Below are 15562 nucleotides of genomic sequence, written 5' to 3'. Positions count from 1 at the left end.
TTGGTTAATGATCTATATGGTGTTAATACACGCGATACAAATGTTACGGGGCATTATTCATTTTTTGTACCAGATGGAAATTATAGTATAAGGTTCTCCGGACTACCGGCTAATTATATCTTTTCTCCGAAGGGGAATAATTCAGCTAATGATTCTGATGCAAATAGTAATGGTGTGACTGATATTATAAGTGTCTCGGGTGCAGATAGACTAGATATAGACGTGGGTATTTATTGTACTTGTCTTGATACGGAAAGTAGAAGTGATGGCTCTCCTGCACTGAATACTATTTCGGCAGCACTAATGATGCTCATGACACTAATGATCGGTCTGTTCTTTGTAAGAAGAGAAGAACAGCTTAACAGAAACGAAAGATAGGAAGGATTAAAGATGAAAAAAGTAATACATACAATTACTCTTAGTGCACTCGTAAGTACAGGCAGCCTATTTGCAGGGGGAGATATCGCTCCTGCTGTGGCTCCTGTTGCCTTGGTAGAAGAAGTAGATCCTAATCCACTTTATATCGGTTTAGGTGGTCTTTGGGTAGATGTAACCAGAGATTGTGCTTGCCTTGATCTGCTAGGTCAACCACGAACCGGATCACGATTGGAAGATTATACATGGGGTGGCATTGTGAGATTGGGATATGATTATAACCAATACTTTGGTATCGAAGCACGTGCACTCAAAGCTAGAAATAACAGTGATACTTTTGATGTAACGCATTATGGTATCTTTCTCAAACCTATGATGCCAATTGGAGAACAGTTCAATGTATATGGTCTTATAGGGTATGGTAAAACAAAAGTTGAAACAACTTGTGGAACACTACGTGAAACCTATAGTGAGAACGGTATGAGTTATGGTATTGGATTAGAGTATGATCTCTCATCTAAAGAAGATGATTATGAGGCTCATAAAGAGAATGCGTCGGATGTTCTGACATTTGATAGAGAGTTTGATGGTCATGGAGATCAGGAAAAAGGCTGGGGTCTTTTTATAGATTATCAAAATTTATTACATGACAGTGGCCCAATTAAATATAGAGCCAATGTGGTCAGTTTTGGGATTACTTACGACTTTTAATAAGAGAGGATAGGGTTAGATTGTTCTAGCCCTGACTTTTTCTAGCATTTATCATTATGCTATGAAGAAATTATTTTCTTGATAGTTTGATAAATGCTATAAAAAGTCCTAATCCAACACTCATCAATAATACATTACCAACAAGATCATGCGACCAATAAAAATTTTCTTGTCCCCCTTCTTGCTCTACAAAATATACGACTAACAATATACGAAAAACATTCACAAGTGAAAATATTATATATCCAAGGCTCATCCAAAATATTTTATACCAAAGTGTAGAAGGATATGCAAGTATGGATGCAAATAAAAAGAGTATAGGTATGATACCGTTACATGCTTGGTTAATGATGATTTTATACTGTGGATTTATCCAAATATCAATACCTTGAAGTTGTTCTGGTGGTAAAAACATATCTAAAAGAAAAAGAGTAAGTTTTGTCTGTTGCTCATTGACTAACGAGGCCAATATAGAAGTTTCAGAGTAAAACAACATAAAGAGTATTATTAAGTATAGAAAGTATAAAGCTATAAATCGTTTCATTCTGATACTATAGCACCATAGTGCTTATTGCTCACTATACTTAGATATTTTTATAATAATCAACATAGAGTCAGTTTAGTCATTATGTATAACCTTTAACAGATTTTAATTTAATATATAGATATGTTCTTTTATGCTCAAACTCAATATTTATATTATCATAATTAATGCAGCTTAATTTTAAACTTTTCTTTGTATTTAATTTATGTATTTATATAATTTTATTTTATGTTATAATTAAAAATATTACATTTAAAGGCGATAGTATGAAAAAGTTTTTTTTATTAATCTCAATACTCTTTAGTCTAATTTATTTAACAGGATGTGGTGGCGGAGGAAATAGTACTCAAAATGATGTAACTGTTGTCCTTGATGAGAGCATTGTGCTCAAAGTATCTACAAATGTACTAAAATTGAGCTATCTTCCAAACTGTGATGTAATAGATGGGACATTCAGTATCCTTAAAAATTCTGAAGAAGGTAACGTCACACTATTAGATGATGTAACAGGCAGATACTCTTATGTAGTTAATACAGAAAATAATGATTCTTTTATTTATAATATTGCAAATAGCAATGGTACATCATCTTGCAATGTTGAAGTCAATGTAACTACTTCACATATACCCGTTATGACCAATGATGGTACTCAGCCTGACTTTAACACAAGTTCACCTACAATGATCAATGGTAAAGAATTGGTAAACTTTAATTCAAACTTACCTGTAATGATCGTAGATATGGGAGACAAAGAAATACCCGATGAACCTAAGATAAAGGGGAGTGTCACTCTCTTTGAGCCTGATGAAACTAATCGTACTAAACTCTCCTCATTACCTATTCACAGTGGTTATATGGAAATTGAAATGCGTGGAAGTTCTTCTCAATTTTATTATCCTAAAAAGCAGTATGGTATGGATACTGAGTTAGCCGATGAAGAAGATGATGATATCTCTTGGTTAGGAATGCCTACAGAACATAAGTGGGTATTACAGGCTCCTTATGGTGATAAATCATTGATGCGTAATTATCTTGCTTATCATAAAACCAGAGAAATCAATGCAAGTAAATATTATGCAGTTCGTTCAGAGTATGTTGAGCTGTTGACACGTGTAGGTGATCAGTATCGTTATGATGGTGTTTATGTGTTGATGGAGAAGATAAAAAGGGATGGAGGTCGTCTTGATATAGTAAAATTGACAGAAGAAGATAACCAACCTCCTGAAGTAACAGGCGGTTATATCCTTAAACAAGACGGTGAACCTGATCCTGATGAATTTTCGTTCCATACAACTTTGGGAACGGAGATAATTGTTTATTATCCGGATATTGATGATCTTACAACTGATCAGATGTTTTATATTGAAAGTTATATTCAGCAATTTGAAACTGCATTGAAGGCAAATGATTTTAATGTCAGTACTTCACCAAATTATTATAGAAATTGGATCGATGTAGATAGTTTCATCGTACACTTGCTTAGTAGAGAGTTGTTTATGGATGTTGATACCTGGTTGTTTAGTGAGTATTTTCATAAAGACAGAGACAAGAATCTTTCTATGACACCGGTTTGGGATTTCAATGCAGGTATGGGTAACAATGACTTTAGGTTTGAAGGTCGTACAAATGGATGGGCATTTAATATTCTAAAAGCCGATTATCCTGATGTTTCATTGCGCTATTGGATGGAACGACTTATGAGTGACCCGGCATTCAAACAGCAGGTACGTAATAAGTGGCAGGCGCTAAGAGGTTCCATTTGGTCAAATTCCAATTTAGCAACATTTATTGAACAGACACAGGATACATTAACAGAATCCGCAGCACGTAATTTTGAACGATGGCCAAATGTACTTGGTGTAGATGTATGGCCAAACAGAGAAGCATGTTCTGATGGTATTAATCCTATCTATTGTAATACATTTGATAGCGCAGTTAACGAACATTTAAAAACTTGGTTATTAGAACGTGCAGATTGGATAGATAAAAATTTATAAGTGAAGGAGATAAATGATGGAAGCATTACAACATCGATCATATCGAACTATGGTCCGAAAAGGTTTATCATTTTGGGTAGAGAGTCTTATTTTAGCCTTGACATCGATACTAAGTATATACCTTTATTTGGCATTTTTTTATAATCAATTTATAGAATATTTTAATCAAATTTTATTGCAGAGTGGTATTAAAGAGGGAATGATATCTTTAAATATTTACTATCATGATCTTTTAGTAGTGGATGTACCATTTGTTTATAATACTTCAACGACATTATTTATAGGATTGGCAGTATTACTGATAGGTATTTTTATTTTATTAAAACAAAAAGTCATCCCCTTAAATGTAGTTTTTTGGATAGTATTTTTAATGTTATTAATGAGTATTTTCATACTGTACTTTATTTTCTTTAGTACGAGTTATCCCTATAGTGCAGAGAAGTATTTTGATCTTTATTTACATGCTTATATAGGATTTATGCTTATGTGTTTTGTTGCTCTTTCTTTTATTTTAGCGCTTACTCCGGAAACATTTATGAGAAAATTTATTATTCTCTTTAGTGCAATAGGATATTATTTTTTATATAGTTTTGTACGATTTGCTTGTACGGTATTACTTGTTTCACAAGTTTCTGTTGTTTTTTCACCATTCATGTATTTTACTATTTTTTATGACTTCATTTTAATTATATATATTTACACCATTATTCTTTATCAAGATACGCAAAAAAATGCGCTAAGGAGACAATAATGGATTTCTTTATTAATATCGCACAAGGGTATCAAATCTTTCTTTTGATATTCATGCTTAGTTATATGATCCAACATTTTGTTTTTACCTATAATCGACTTTATGGAGAACAAAAGAATTATTATCATGACATTATTGATAATGAATTTCCTATGGTTAGTATCATAGTTCCTATGCACAATGAAGAACTTGTAGCTAGAAATATACTAGATAGATTAGTGCAATTGGATTATCCAATGCAACAGATAGAGATTATCCCTATTAATGATCATTCTGATGATAAAACAAAAGCGATTCTAGATGAATATGCAGAAAAATATCCTCATATTACACCATATCATAGATTAGATGAGGAACAGAAAAGAGGTAAGGCAGAGAGTCTTAATGAGGTAATGGCAATTTGTAAACATAATATAATTGTTGTGTTTGATGCAGATTATATCCCTGCCAAAGAGTCAGTTAAATCATTGGTTATTGGCTTTAAAGATCCACAGGTAGGTGCAGTAATGGGCCGTGTGCTTGTGCATAATTCGAATGTAAATCTATTAACAATAATGTTAGACATGGAACGTTCTGGTGGGTATCAAGTGGGTCAGCAGGCTCGTTACAATATGGATCTCATTCCTCAATATGGAGGTACAGTAGGAGCATATAGACGAAGTGTAGTTGTTGAAATGGGTGGTTTTGACCCTAAGGTATTGGCAGAGGATACTGAATTGACATTTAAAATGTATTTAAATGGGTGGAAAGTAGCCTATGCTAATAAAATAGAGTGCTATGAAGAGATGCCCGAAAACTGGGCTTCTAGAGCTAGACAAGTTCGAAGATGGGCACGGGGGCACAATGAGGTAATGTTCAAACACTTATTTTCTACATTCACTTCCAAGTATCTTTCATTGAAAGCAAAGTGGGATGGGATATTATTGTTGTTTGTTTATATGATGCCATTTTTCTTAATTCTTGGTGTTATAAACGCTATCTTTCTCTTTTTTATGGATTCTATAGCTATTATGAGCAGCATCACAGCTTTAGTACTGATACTTGCGATTAATTCTTTTGGAAACTTTGCACCATTTTTTCAGATCGCGATTGCAAATTATTTAGATGGACGCAAGGCTTCATTAAAATTGGTTCCTATGTTCACATTTAATTTTGTACTTTATGTCTTTTATACGGGACTTGGGTTCTTTGATGCAATTGGGGATCTTTTTAGTAGGAGAGATGTCCATTGGGAAAAAACAGAACGATCTGAAAGGGGGAGGAAATGAATGATAACATACTACTTACTTTAATAGTAACTTTTCTTTTTTTGTTGCTTAGTATACTTCCTATGCTCCCTATGTTAAAAAGTATTTATAAAAAAGAAGATGTGGACCCACTTTATATGGATTTAGATTATATTCTTAACCCAAAATTTCAAGCTGAGAATTTTGAGAAATTATTGCACTCAGATGATAAAAAGTTTACTAAAATTTCTATAGGAAAAGAATTAGGTGTAGACTCTGTTCCTATTAAGGCATCTTACCCATTGCTTTTTTCTTCAATGGAAAAAGTAAGTTTAAACGGAAAGATAGAAACGAATGCAATTTTATATTCGAAAGAAGATATTGTCACGCAAAACGGTAGTGAAATTTTTGCATTGAAAAGTAATGGCAGTATAATATTAGGGGAGAAGAGTACAGTTGATTCTTGGATAGATGCAGCTAGAGATGTTACGATTGAAAAAGGTGCAAAGATTAATCTTGTGACTGCGAAGAGTGTAAAACTTTATTCTGGAGTCAAATTTAAAAGAATTTATGCAGATACGATTGGGATTTATCCATTGAATACAGGAGATGAAGATAAAAAAGGAATTGATATTAACCGTGAGAAGACTCGCCAGTATATTGAAGATGAAGTGCTTTATCTTGAGAAAGATGACATTATAAAACAAGGCAGTAATATCAACAGTGATATTGTTTGCAGGGGAAATTTGATCATTGAAGAGAATTGTAAGATACTCGGTTCTATAAAAACAAATGGAACTTTAGAAATAGAAAATGACACTCATATATATGGGAATATTTTTTCAGATGAAAAGATCAAAATCAATGATAATTGTTTTATTTTTGGAAATGTTTTTTCTCATACCTATATAGAAATTGGGAAAAACGGACAAATAGGGAGATATGGTCTTCCAAAATCGATAATTGGTATCAAAGGAATTCAAATAGCAGGAGGGACATTCTTGCATAATTATATTTTAACGTATGGAGAAGGTAAGATAGTATGAAAGCAGTAAGTTTTATACTATTTCTACTAGGGATATTAGGTTATTTTGGGTATCAAATGTATGATGATCAGAATAATCTTGAAGAAGGTATTCATAATGAGATAAAAGTTTTACTTATTTATAATAGAAATGAAAATAGTGATATCCTCAAGGCATATAAGAGTGTTCTGGAAGAAGAAGGTGTACCTTTTGAGTTAATGAGTAATAAAAATCTTATTAAACTTTCTCCAGATACCATTCATATGAATGTACCGGCAATTATTTTTCCTGATTCTGTAAATCAGTATATAGAAAATAGTACAGATTATTGGATAGAGAAATATGTGAAATCAGGTGGTAAAGTAGCACTAATTTATGATGTAAATACTAGAAGTAATGATGGTAAATATAAGTTGTCATCTACCTATCTTGATAGAGTTGTAGGATTGGATTTTACTGTATATCAAGGAGAAAAAGATCAATCTTATAAATATGGAAATATTTATTTCCAAGATTCTCAGAGCGCTCTTTATTTTGAAATTCCAACGGGAAAAATTGATGAAAATGGTGCAATAGTTGGCTATCACTATGGAAAATTACTTTACCCTCTTTCCCCGGTAAAAGTAATTAGTGGGGAAGGTCAAACAATATATGCATCTGATGAGAATAAAAGACCTATTATTGTCCAAAAAGATTTAGGAGAAGGTTCCTTTCTCTATGTCAATACACCTCTTGGGTCTCTTAAAGGGAGATCTGATGACTTGATATTGAGAAGTATCCTTAAAACATTTCTTTTTAAGATAGCACATATCCCACACCTGGTCTCCTCTCCCAATGCAAAAGGAACACTTGTTATTAACTGGCATGTTGATTCTTCTGTAGAGCATAAATCTCTTCTATGGAATATTGAAAATAATTATTTTAGGAAAGATATTAATCAAACATTTCATATCACTGCAGGTCCAGATTTAGATAATCCTCATGATGGTTTAGGATTTGATGCTACAGGTATAGGTAGTAGTCTTGTAAAAAGGCTGATGGAATTTGGTTCTATTGGTTCGCATGGTGGATGGTCACATAATTGGTTTGCAAAGAACATTGAAGAAAAAAAATTGACGGATGAAGAGATGAAAAGCTATATTAAGAAAAATAATGAAGCGCTGGAAAGTATCATTGGATATAAACCTGTTGAATACTCCGCACCAGTAGGTATTTTTCCTCCCCGATCTTCTATCGAAATTATGAAGGAACTTGGATTTAAATCTTATTATTATGTTGGTGACAGTGGATCTGCTCCCAATAGAACTTTTTTTGATGGTAAAATGCTTGCCGATAATATTATTGCTTTTCCTGTAATGTCTTTTGGTATCAATGCATCACTGAGTGAGATTCAAAATAGCCAGTGGAATGAAGAAAAAATGAAAAAATATTATCAAGAATTTATAGATTATCTTATTAGCAATCGTACGGTAAGACTTTTTTATAGTCATCCGCATGATATACCAGATTATGACTATAAGAATGCAGTCAAATATTTTTTAGATTATACTTCTACACTAGTTGAAGAAGGAAAACTACAAACGCGTACCATGACGAATATCAGTGATTTCATTATGAGGTTAGTCAATACAAAAAAGAGATTTACACTAGATGCACAAGGGGTTCATGCTAAAATGACCAATCATACTTCTTTGGATGAAATGGTAATAGCTGTTCCTAAGAAGATAGGAAAGAATAGGGTTCAGTCAAATGATTATCTAGAAGATGAAAATTATTACTATATTCTTCTGTCTGATAATAAGAATGACGTACTCGTTAACGTTTCTTTTGAATCATTAGAATAGAGAATAAAATATTGGAAAAGGATTAAAAATGAAACTTTTAGGCTTGATTATTTTATCAGGTGTGCTTTGGGCCGATCCTATTATTAGTTCGGTTCAGGAGAATGAGTCTGGTGTTACATTTGGGTCAGATGCAAGTGCTAAAGAGATTATAATTGGTGAACAGGATAGAATTGATGTCTCATTTACTTATGAATACCTTGACCCTTCAAGCGATTATGGTTCATGGAAGAATTTCAATTTAAGTTATTATCAAAAATATTCTAAAGAATTAACATTGGTATATCAGGCAGGCTTATTTAATAGAGATGAGGGGAGTGCTACACTTTTCGCTTTAGGAGCCTATAAAGACTGGACACCATCTTTTTATACGTTCTCACAGTTGACTGTTGGGACGGATAGCGAATATTTACCGAAGTATAGACTAGATCATGATTTTAATTTTAAATTTGGTGAACAAAAAGCGTGGGTTGGCGTTTTAGGTTTAACTTATATCGATTATCATGATATTCATGAAGATTATATCGGTTCTATTGGATTAACGTATTATGCGCCTAAATATAATATTTCATATAGATTTTTTGCAAATAAAAGTGATCCAGGTAGTGTTAATTCTACAACACATCTTTTAAGTTTAGGGTATGGGGCAGAAAAAGACTACTGGACATATTTTGATATATCGTATGGTAATCAATCATATCAATCTATTTTAGATAGTGGTTTTTCAAATTTTAATGAAGATGCTTTAAACATACAATTAAAACACCGACATTGGTTATCCAAAAATACGGGTATTTTTGGATCTATTGGTTCTTTTCATTTAGATAATGGGTATGATAAATATCTTTTTCAAATAGGATATTTTAAAGAATTTTAGGAAAATGATGAAAAGAGTATTATTGGTCCTTGGGACACGTCCTGAGGCGATTAAAATGGCTCCATTAGTATTGGCATTAAAAAAATATTCTGATCTGATTGAAACGAAAGTTTGTGTCACAGCACAGCATAGAGAGATGTTGGATCAGGTTTTGGATCTTTTTAATATTCAGCCTGATTACGATTTGAATATTATGCAGTTAGATCAGGATTTGTATGATGTTACAGGAAAAATTTTAAATGGTATAAAAATTGTATTGTCCGAGTATAAACCGGATATTGTCTTTGTACATGGAGATACAACTACAGCATTTACCACAGCATTAGCTGCTTTTTATAATAAGATTTTAATCGCACATGTTGAAGCAGGTTTGCGTTCGGCCGATATTTATAGTCCATGGCCAGAAGAAGCAAATAGAAAAATGATTACGCAGTTATCGCAGTATCATTTTGCTCCAACTCCAGAAAGTAAAGAAAATCTTCTTAGAGAAAATGTAAATAAGAAATCGATTTATATTACAGGAAATACAGTTATTGATGCATTGTTTTTAGTGTTAAAACATATTAAAAGTGATAAAAAATTACAAGATATTTTAGAAAAAGAAATTATAACAGTATATGATGGTTTTCGTAAAAAATCAAAATTTATACTTATAACAGGGCACAGACGTGAGAACTTTGGGGAGGGATTTATACATATATGTCAAGCTCTTAGGGAACTGGCAATTCGCTACCCAAATATAGATTTTGTTTATCCTGTACATTTAAATCCAAATGTTCAAGAACCGGTTTTTTCGTTATTAAAAGAAATAGATAATATTTATTTAATACAACCTATGGAGTATGAAGCTTTCGTCTATTTAATGAGTAAATCCTATTTGATTTTAACAGATAGCGGGGGGATTCAAGAAGAAGCGCCAAGCCTTGGAAAGCCTGTTTTAGTTATGAGAGAGAATACTGAACGCCCAGAAGCATTGAAGTCTGGTACGGTTAAACTTGTGGGAACGGACACACAGAAGATTGTTTTAGAGACCTCAAAATTACTGGATGATGTTTTGGAGTATGAAAAGATGAGAAATGCAACTAACCCGTATGGGGATGGCACAGCAGCAGAAAAGATTATAAAAGTGATTTTAAATACATTGTAATTTAACCGTATTTAATTATGATAAAGATATAATTGCGTCGTTATTTGAAGTGATTAAGTAGGGAAATGTAGGCATTTATGTTTATATTGGCGATAATTTATTATCGTTTACGCTATCCGAACAGACTTCTGGAACAGTCGAAGAGACTTAAAACCTATTAACTTAAAGGATATAAAATGAAAAAGTTTTTCTTACTTTTCTTAGCACTTGGTGCTGTTGCATTTGCTGGTGAAGCAGATGGTGAATCTATGATTAAAGCATACTCAGTAGTTGCTGCTGGTGTTGGTCTTGGTCTTGCTGCTCTTGGTGGAGCTGTTGGTATGGGTCATACTGCTGCTGCGACTATCGCTGGTACTGCTAGAAACCCAGGTCTTGGTGGTAAACTAATGACTACAATGTTCATCGCTCTTGCAATGATCGAAGCACAAGTTATCTATACATTGGTAATCGCGCTTATCGCTCTTTACGCTAACCCATTCATCGGTTAATCTTAAAGACACTAAAAGGTTGTGATGGATATAATCCGTCACAACTTTTTAACCCCTCATTTTTTAAAGTTCAGTAGTACTTTTAAACTACAAGTCTATGTGCGTCAGTGGTGGAACGGTAGACACGCTACCTTGAGGGGGTAGTGCCCTACGGGTGTGGAGGTTCAAATCCTCTCTGACGCACCATCTCTTTCAAAACCTTTCATAGGTACTTAATCATAATATTTTTATTTTAGTAATAACAAATACGAAAACTACTAATAGTTTTTCATTTATTCTGTGGAGTTTAGTCTCATTTGAATTGTTTGCTTTGATTATTGAAAGTTTATAGCTTGAATGCTATGGTGCATTTATTTAGTATACTTACGAACATAGCATCTTTTTATGGGCTAAGTGTTCATTGTATTATCTCTTAAACATCCATAGATATAATTTCTTCAAATATTAACTATTACCTATATAAATAACTTAATCTTATGTTTAGTCTTTTTTTTAACAAAAGAGCCTTAAATGCCGTAAAATAGGGCTTTTTATAATTTTTTTATCTTTTTTTAAGAGTTTCTTGTGTTATAATGATTCCATCTTAAAAACAAGGAAGAAGAATGACAAAAGCAGATTTCGTAGAATTGGTACAAAAAAACGGTGAGTTCGAGAGTAAAGCAGCAGCAGAGAGAGCGGTAAAAGCTTTTATCTCTTCAGTAACTGAAGCATTAGTAAAAAAAGAGACTGTATCATTGGTAGGTTTCGGAACATTCTCTACAGTAGATGTAGCAGAAAAAAGTGGTAAAGTTCCAGGAACTGACAAAACTTATACAAAAGCAGCACATACTGCACCTAAATTCAAAATGGGTAAAACACTTAAGGACGCTGTAGCAGGTAACTAAGTTCACCCTCTTATCTACTGCCTTCTGGTAGTAGATATTCTTCATTTCCACTCATCTAAAACTTTTTAAAACACCCTATAACCATCCCTAAGATATACTACGTTAATACTTTGTCTAAGGATTTTTATGCAATTAGAAAATACGATATGTTTAGGTGTGGCAGGAAACTTTGCACATCATTTAGAACAAGCAGGTGAACTTAAGGATTTTGAAAATGTCATTACTGCTGAGCCAGATGCACCTAAAGGTATCTTCCCTTTTTATCTTCCTGGATCAGATTCTTTTTTAGGGTTGTATTCTATAGGTACAGACAAACTTGAACTTCCTGATTATGAAGCAAATGCCCAAGTAGAACCGGAGATAGCTGTACTTTTTGATATTGTTTATGATGATGATAAAAAAGTGATCGATCTGATCGCTCAAAAATTTACGACTTTTAATGACTGTACCATTCGTAAAGAGGGTGCAAAAAAGATTTCAGAGAAAAAGTCTTGGGGACTAAACTCTAAAGGAATCGGCGATAAATGGATACCTATCGATAAATTTGAAGAGGGTGGAGTTATGGATAACTATCATCTATGCTCGTTTGTGAAGCGTGAAGGGGTATTACACCCTTATGGTGTGGATGCACCACTACTTGGTTACTCTTACTTCTATACTAAGCTTAAAACATGGCTTATAGATAAGATGAACACCCAAGAAGATTTTGGTCCATTGGAAGATATAGCTGTGCATCTTAAGGAAACACACTATCCGGAGCAGGCACTTATCTCAATAGGTGCTACAGCATATGCAGAGTTTGGTGAGAACAATTATCTAAAAAATGGAGATGAAATCTATGTCATCGCATATGACCATCGTACTGAAGACTCAAGTATAGAACCATCTAATCATAAGGTTGTTTTACACCAAAAAGTAGGGTCATAGTTTAAAAAGAATCAAACTTACAGACATCAAGATCATGCCTATGACAAGACCAAAAATCGTGGTATGGTCATTTCCGTAAAGTCTGGCAGCTGGTAGTAGCTCATCAAATGAGATATAGACCATGATACCAGCAATCACACCAAATGTAATCCCTAATGTCAAATCTCCCATTATTGGTGCCAAGATAAGAAATCCAATGATCGCGCCTATAGGCTCTGCCAAACCAGAACCTAAAGCATAGAGAAACGCTTTTTTACGATTTCCTGTCGCATGATAGACAGGAAGAGCTACAGCTAAGCCCTCTGGTATATTATGAATTGCTATAGCCGTAGCAATAGCAATACCTGTGGTCATATTATCCAGGGCTGAGATAAATGTAGCAAAGCCTTCGGGAAAATTATGCAAGGCAATAGCAATAGCTGTAAAAATACCCATACGTGAAAGTGACTTTCTGTGCTTTTGAATTGATTGTATATCATTATGATCTATAGAATTTTCAACATCAAGTGAATGGTGGGGATTGATATCGTCAGGAATTGCTTGATCGATGATAAATGAGAGTGCAATACCGATAAAAAAAGAAACAAGTCCTAAACTTTCACCTAAGATTTCTCCATATTTTAAAGTAAAAGCATCTTGTGATTTGACAAGGATCTCTACAAATGAGACATATATCATGACACCTGCAGAGAAACCTAGTCCTATTGATAAAACTTTAGTATTTTTAGAACCGCCCCAAAAAGCAATGATGGCACCAAAAGCTGTAGCAAGACCAGCAAATAATGTTAATAAAAATGCAGGTAATATTTCAGTCATGGTAAATGATTGCATCATGCTACTCCATCCCTCTTCCTTAAGGGCTAATCATCATTGTTCTTTAGCCCATACTCTTCTTTAGGTCTGCAATGAACTCAGTGATATCATCATGCAATGCTTGTAGATCCTCTTCATGTTCTACTTCATCTGCAAGAATCTCTGAGACGATATCATAAGTAACGATATCTTTGTTACGTGTCATATCTGCAAGTTGAGAATAGACAGAGATAGCACATTGTTCACCTTTAATAGAATCTTCCAGTATACTCACCACATCAAAATCTTTTGGTTCTTCATACCCACAGTTTGTCTGAGTAAACCACTCTTGTGGATGAAGAAGAGGGGTTCCTCCTAACTGAAGAATCCTGTCTGCTACCATATTTGCATGTCTGAGTTCATCAGTAGCATGTTGTGTAAGCTCTGCTATGGCAGCATCTTTCATAATACCCTTAATGACTTTTGCTTCTATGAAGTATTGATAGTAGGCTAACCATTCATCCGCATAAGCTTTATTGAGCGTTGTAATAATCTCATTAATTTCAATCCCTTGGATAATCGAATTTCCTTTTCGTGCCATAATATATCCTTTCGCATAAAAGTAAGAAAATAATTTTCTTACTTTTAGTATAGTCTTATGAACTTAAGAAAAAATAATACTTTTTTATAAAAAAATAGAGAAAATATATGAAGGATAGATAAAAAAAGATGGAAGAGTATATAAAATAGTGGGCAAAGCCCACTTAGAGGGAAGGTTTAGTTTTTAAACCAGTTTTTGACTCTGTCGAATGCAGAATCAAAAGTACTTTTATGAGGACGGCTCTCTACCCCATAGCTCTCCTGAAGTTTTTCTAGGAGTTCTTTTTGTTCCTCATTGATTTTCTTAGGCAGAATCATACGAACCTGTGCAATGAGACGACCTTTACGGCCTCCATGGACATCAGCGACACCTTCACCCTCAAATATGAATTGTTCTTTATCTTTAGTGCTTTGTTTGAGTTCTAATTCCAATTCGCCATCCAATGCTGGTATAGAGATGGTTTCTCCTAATATGGCTTGAGTGAAAAATACAGGTACTTCGATGTATATATCATTTCCATTACGGATGAAGTTTTCATCTTCTTCTACATGGAAGGTAATGTATAGGTCACCACGTTGTCCATTTTTTGCTTCATTTCCGTAGCCTTGGGCTCTAAGACGGTTACCTGAGTCTACTCCGGCAGGAATGTTCACAGTGACTGTGTCTTCTTCTTCATGATACCCTTTACCATGACAGCTTCCACACTCTTCTTTCATGCTTTGTCCCTGACCATGACATTTAGGACATGTTTGTGCAAACTGCATAGGTCCTTGTCTCATTAGTACTTGACCTTGGCCATTACAGTAGTCACATGTCTCTAGTTTTGCATCTTTTGCTCCTGTGCCGTTACAGTCTCCGCAAGGTGTTTTATAGCGAATGTCGATTTTCTTTTCACAACCAAAGACAGCTTCATGGAATTTTAATGGAAGTTCTATTTCAAAGTCCAAAGCATATTTTTGCCCCGGATCTCTACGTGTCTGGCCAAAACCGCCAAATCCACCGCCTGAACCACCAAACATAGAGTTAAAGATATCCATGAAATCATCCATGTTTGCACCGCCAAATCCACCGCCTCTACCGCCTTGTCCTTCAAGACCGGCTTTTCCATAACGGTCGTAGATAGATCTTTTTTCATCGTCACTGAGTACTTGGTAGGCCTCATTCACTATTTTAAATTTCTCTTCTGCTTCTTTGTCATCTGGATTTCTATCCGGGTGGTACTTCATAGCAAGTTTTCTATATGATTTCTTAAGCTCAGCACCTGAACAGTCTTTACTTACTTCAAGTACTTCATAATAATCTAATTCTGTCATTGATATTTCTCCATAGTTTATTCATCATATTTTGGGGAATAATTTTGGCGAATTCTACCATAA

Annotated in this window: 15 protein-coding genes, 1 tRNA gene and 1 pseudogene; 13 read left to right on the top strand and 4 right to left on the bottom strand. The window is 34.0% G+C overall.

Annotated features, from left to right (window positions below):
- A partial coding sequence (locus ABZC96_RS03005) for an SdrD B-like domain-containing protein (protein ID WP_373028975.1) occupies positions 1 to 378 on the top strand: 378 nt, incomplete at its 5' end.
- A gap of 12 nt (positions 379 to 390) precedes the next feature.
- A complete protein-coding gene (locus tag ABZC96_RS03000) occupies positions 391 to 1086 on the top strand; it encodes a porin family protein (protein ID WP_373028974.1) in 696 nt (231 codons plus the stop codon).
- A gap of 70 nt (positions 1087 to 1156) precedes the next feature.
- On the opposite strand, the pseudogene ABZC96_RS02995 reads toward ABZC96_RS03000, so the two are convergent.
- A pseudogene (locus ABZC96_RS02995) lies at positions 1157 to 1639 on the bottom strand (exosortase/archaeosortase family protein); the annotation flags it as partial.
- 257 nt (positions 1640 to 1896) lie between these two features.
- On the opposite strand from ABZC96_RS02995, the gene ABZC96_RS02990 reads away from it, so the two are divergent.
- The 11 genes from ABZC96_RS02990 (at position 1897) to ABZC96_RS02940 (ending at position 12793) form a co-directional block, all read left to right on the top strand.
- The gene (locus ABZC96_RS02990) at positions 1897 to 3627 is read left to right on the top strand and encodes a CotH kinase family protein (protein ID WP_373028973.1); all 1731 of its coding nucleotides are present in this window, start codon (positions 1897 to 1899) and stop codon (positions 3625 to 3627) included.
- 13 nt (positions 3628 to 3640) lie between these two features.
- The gene (locus ABZC96_RS02985) at positions 3641 to 4378 is read left to right on the top strand and encodes a hypothetical protein (RefSeq protein WP_373028971.1); all 738 of its coding nucleotides are present in this window, start codon (positions 3641 to 3643) and stop codon (positions 4376 to 4378) included.
- Positions 4378 to 5646 carry a glycosyltransferase family 2 protein gene (locus ABZC96_RS02980; RefSeq protein ID WP_373028969.1) on the top strand — a complete coding sequence of 423 codons (1269 nt, stop codon included), beginning with the start codon at positions 4378 to 4380 and terminating at the stop codon, positions 5644 to 5646. Before ABZC96_RS02985 ends, ABZC96_RS02980 begins: the two co-directional genes overlap by 1 nt.
- Entirely contained in the window at positions 5643 to 6650 is a 1008-nt protein-coding gene (locus ABZC96_RS02975; protein ID WP_373028968.1) for a hypothetical protein, read from the top strand. Before ABZC96_RS02980 ends, ABZC96_RS02975 begins: the two co-directional genes overlap by 4 nt.
- The gene (locus tag ABZC96_RS02970) at positions 6647 to 8473 is read left to right on the top strand and encodes a polysaccharide deacetylase family protein (protein WP_373028967.1); all 1827 of its coding nucleotides are present in this window, start codon (positions 6647 to 6649) and stop codon (positions 8471 to 8473) included. The genes ABZC96_RS02975 and ABZC96_RS02970 overlap by 4 nt, the downstream gene beginning before the upstream one ends.
- A 28-nt stretch (positions 8474 to 8501) precedes the next feature.
- A complete protein-coding gene (locus ABZC96_RS02965; RefSeq protein ID WP_373028966.1) occupies positions 8502 to 9347 on the top strand; it encodes a YaiO family outer membrane beta-barrel protein in 846 nt (281 codons plus the stop codon).
- A 7-nt stretch (positions 9348 to 9354) separates the two neighbouring features.
- Entirely contained in the window at positions 9355 to 10494 is a 1140-nt protein-coding gene (wecB, locus tag ABZC96_RS02960) for a non-hydrolyzing UDP-N-acetylglucosamine 2-epimerase (RefSeq protein WP_373028965.1), read from the top strand.
- Positions 10495 to 10670: 176 nt separating this feature from the next.
- Entirely contained in the window at positions 10671 to 10982 is a 312-nt protein-coding gene (locus ABZC96_RS02955) for a F0F1 ATP synthase subunit C (protein WP_309495388.1), read from the top strand.
- Between the two features lie 101 nt (positions 10983 to 11083).
- A tRNA-Leu gene (locus tag ABZC96_RS02950) sits at positions 11084 to 11168 on the top strand.
- A gap of 416 nt (positions 11169 to 11584) precedes the next feature.
- The gene (locus ABZC96_RS02945) at positions 11585 to 11866 is read left to right on the top strand and encodes an HU family DNA-binding protein (protein WP_373028963.1); all 282 of its coding nucleotides are present in this window, start codon (positions 11585 to 11587) and stop codon (positions 11864 to 11866) included.
- Positions 11867 to 11992: 126 nt separating this feature from the next.
- Positions 11993 to 12793 carry a DUF5718 family protein gene (locus ABZC96_RS02940; RefSeq protein ID WP_373028962.1) on the top strand — a complete coding sequence of 267 codons (801 nt, stop codon included), beginning with the start codon at positions 11993 to 11995 and terminating at the stop codon, positions 12791 to 12793.
- Here ABZC96_RS02940 and zupT read toward each other — a convergent pair.
- From zupT to dnaJ, 3 genes are all read right to left on the bottom strand, one after another.
- Entirely contained in the window at positions 12788 to 13624 is an 837-nt protein-coding gene (gene zupT / locus ABZC96_RS02935) for a zinc transporter ZupT (protein WP_373028976.1), read from the bottom strand. The genes ABZC96_RS02940 and zupT overlap by 6 nt on opposite strands.
- A gap of 46 nt (positions 13625 to 13670) precedes the next feature.
- Positions 13671 to 14186 carry a ferritin-like domain-containing protein gene (locus ABZC96_RS02930; protein WP_373028961.1) on the bottom strand — a complete coding sequence of 172 codons (516 nt, stop codon included), beginning with the start codon at positions 14184 to 14186 and terminating at the stop codon, positions 13671 to 13673.
- 176 nt (positions 14187 to 14362) lie between these two features.
- Positions 14363 to 15499, bottom strand: coding sequence for a molecular chaperone DnaJ (gene dnaJ / locus ABZC96_RS02925; protein ID WP_373028959.1), 1137 nt, complete (start codon positions 15497 to 15499; stop codon positions 14363 to 14365).
- Positions 15500 to 15562: the final 63 nt, after the last annotated feature.

It is taken from the genome of Sulfurovum sp. (assembly GCF_041551015.1).
In the GTDB taxonomy this organism is placed as follows: Bacteria; Campylobacterota; Campylobacteria; order Campylobacterales; family Sulfurovaceae; genus Sulfurovum.
The sequence above is the reverse complement of the archived record's forward strand: the minus strand, read 5'-3'. Positions and strand labels throughout refer to the sequence as shown.

Bases quoted from the DNA above. Each gene is read 5' to 3' on its own strand.
- ABZC96_RS02965 (WP_373028966.1), top strand. From the start codon at position 8,502: ATGAAACTTTTAGGCTTGATTATTTTATCAGGTGTGCTTTGGGCCGAT.
- ABZC96_RS02955 (WP_309495388.1), top strand. From the start codon at position 10,671: ATGAAAAAGTTTTTCTTACTTTTCTTAGCACTTGGTGCTGTTGCATTT.
- ABZC96_RS02990 (WP_373028973.1), top strand. From the start codon at position 1,897: ATGAAAAAGTTTTTTTTATTAATCTCAATACTCTTTAGTCTAATTTAT.
- wecB (WP_373028965.1), top strand. From the start codon at position 9,355: ATGAAAAGAGTATTATTGGTCCTTGGGACACGTCCTGAGGCGATTAAA.
- ABZC96_RS02930 (WP_373028961.1), bottom strand. From the start codon at position 14,186: ATGGCACGAAAAGGAAATTCGATTATCCAAGGGATTGAAATTAATGAG.
- ABZC96_RS02980 (WP_373028969.1), top strand. From the start codon at position 4,378: ATGGATTTCTTTATTAATATCGCACAAGGGTATCAAATCTTTCTTTTG.
- zupT (WP_373028976.1), bottom strand. From the start codon at position 13,624: ATGCAATCATTTACCATGACTGAAATATTACCTGCATTTTTATTAACA.
- ABZC96_RS03000 (WP_373028974.1), top strand. From the start codon at position 391: ATGAAAAAAGTAATACATACAATTACTCTTAGTGCACTCGTAAGTACA.
- ABZC96_RS02940 (WP_373028962.1), top strand. From the start codon at position 11,993: ATGCAATTAGAAAATACGATATGTTTAGGTGTGGCAGGAAACTTTGCA.
- ABZC96_RS02975 (WP_373028968.1), top strand. From the start codon at position 5,643: ATGAATGATAACATACTACTTACTTTAATAGTAACTTTTCTTTTTTTG.
- dnaJ (WP_373028959.1), bottom strand. From the start codon at position 15,499: ATGACAGAATTAGATTATTATGAAGTACTTGAAGTAAGTAAAGACTGT.
- ABZC96_RS02985 (WP_373028971.1), top strand. From the start codon at position 3,641: ATGATGGAAGCATTACAACATCGATCATATCGAACTATGGTCCGAAAA.
- ABZC96_RS02945 (WP_373028963.1), top strand. From the start codon at position 11,585: ATGACAAAAGCAGATTTCGTAGAATTGGTACAAAAAAACGGTGAGTTC.
- ABZC96_RS02970 (WP_373028967.1), top strand. From the start codon at position 6,647: ATGAAAGCAGTAAGTTTTATACTATTTCTACTAGGGATATTAGGTTAT.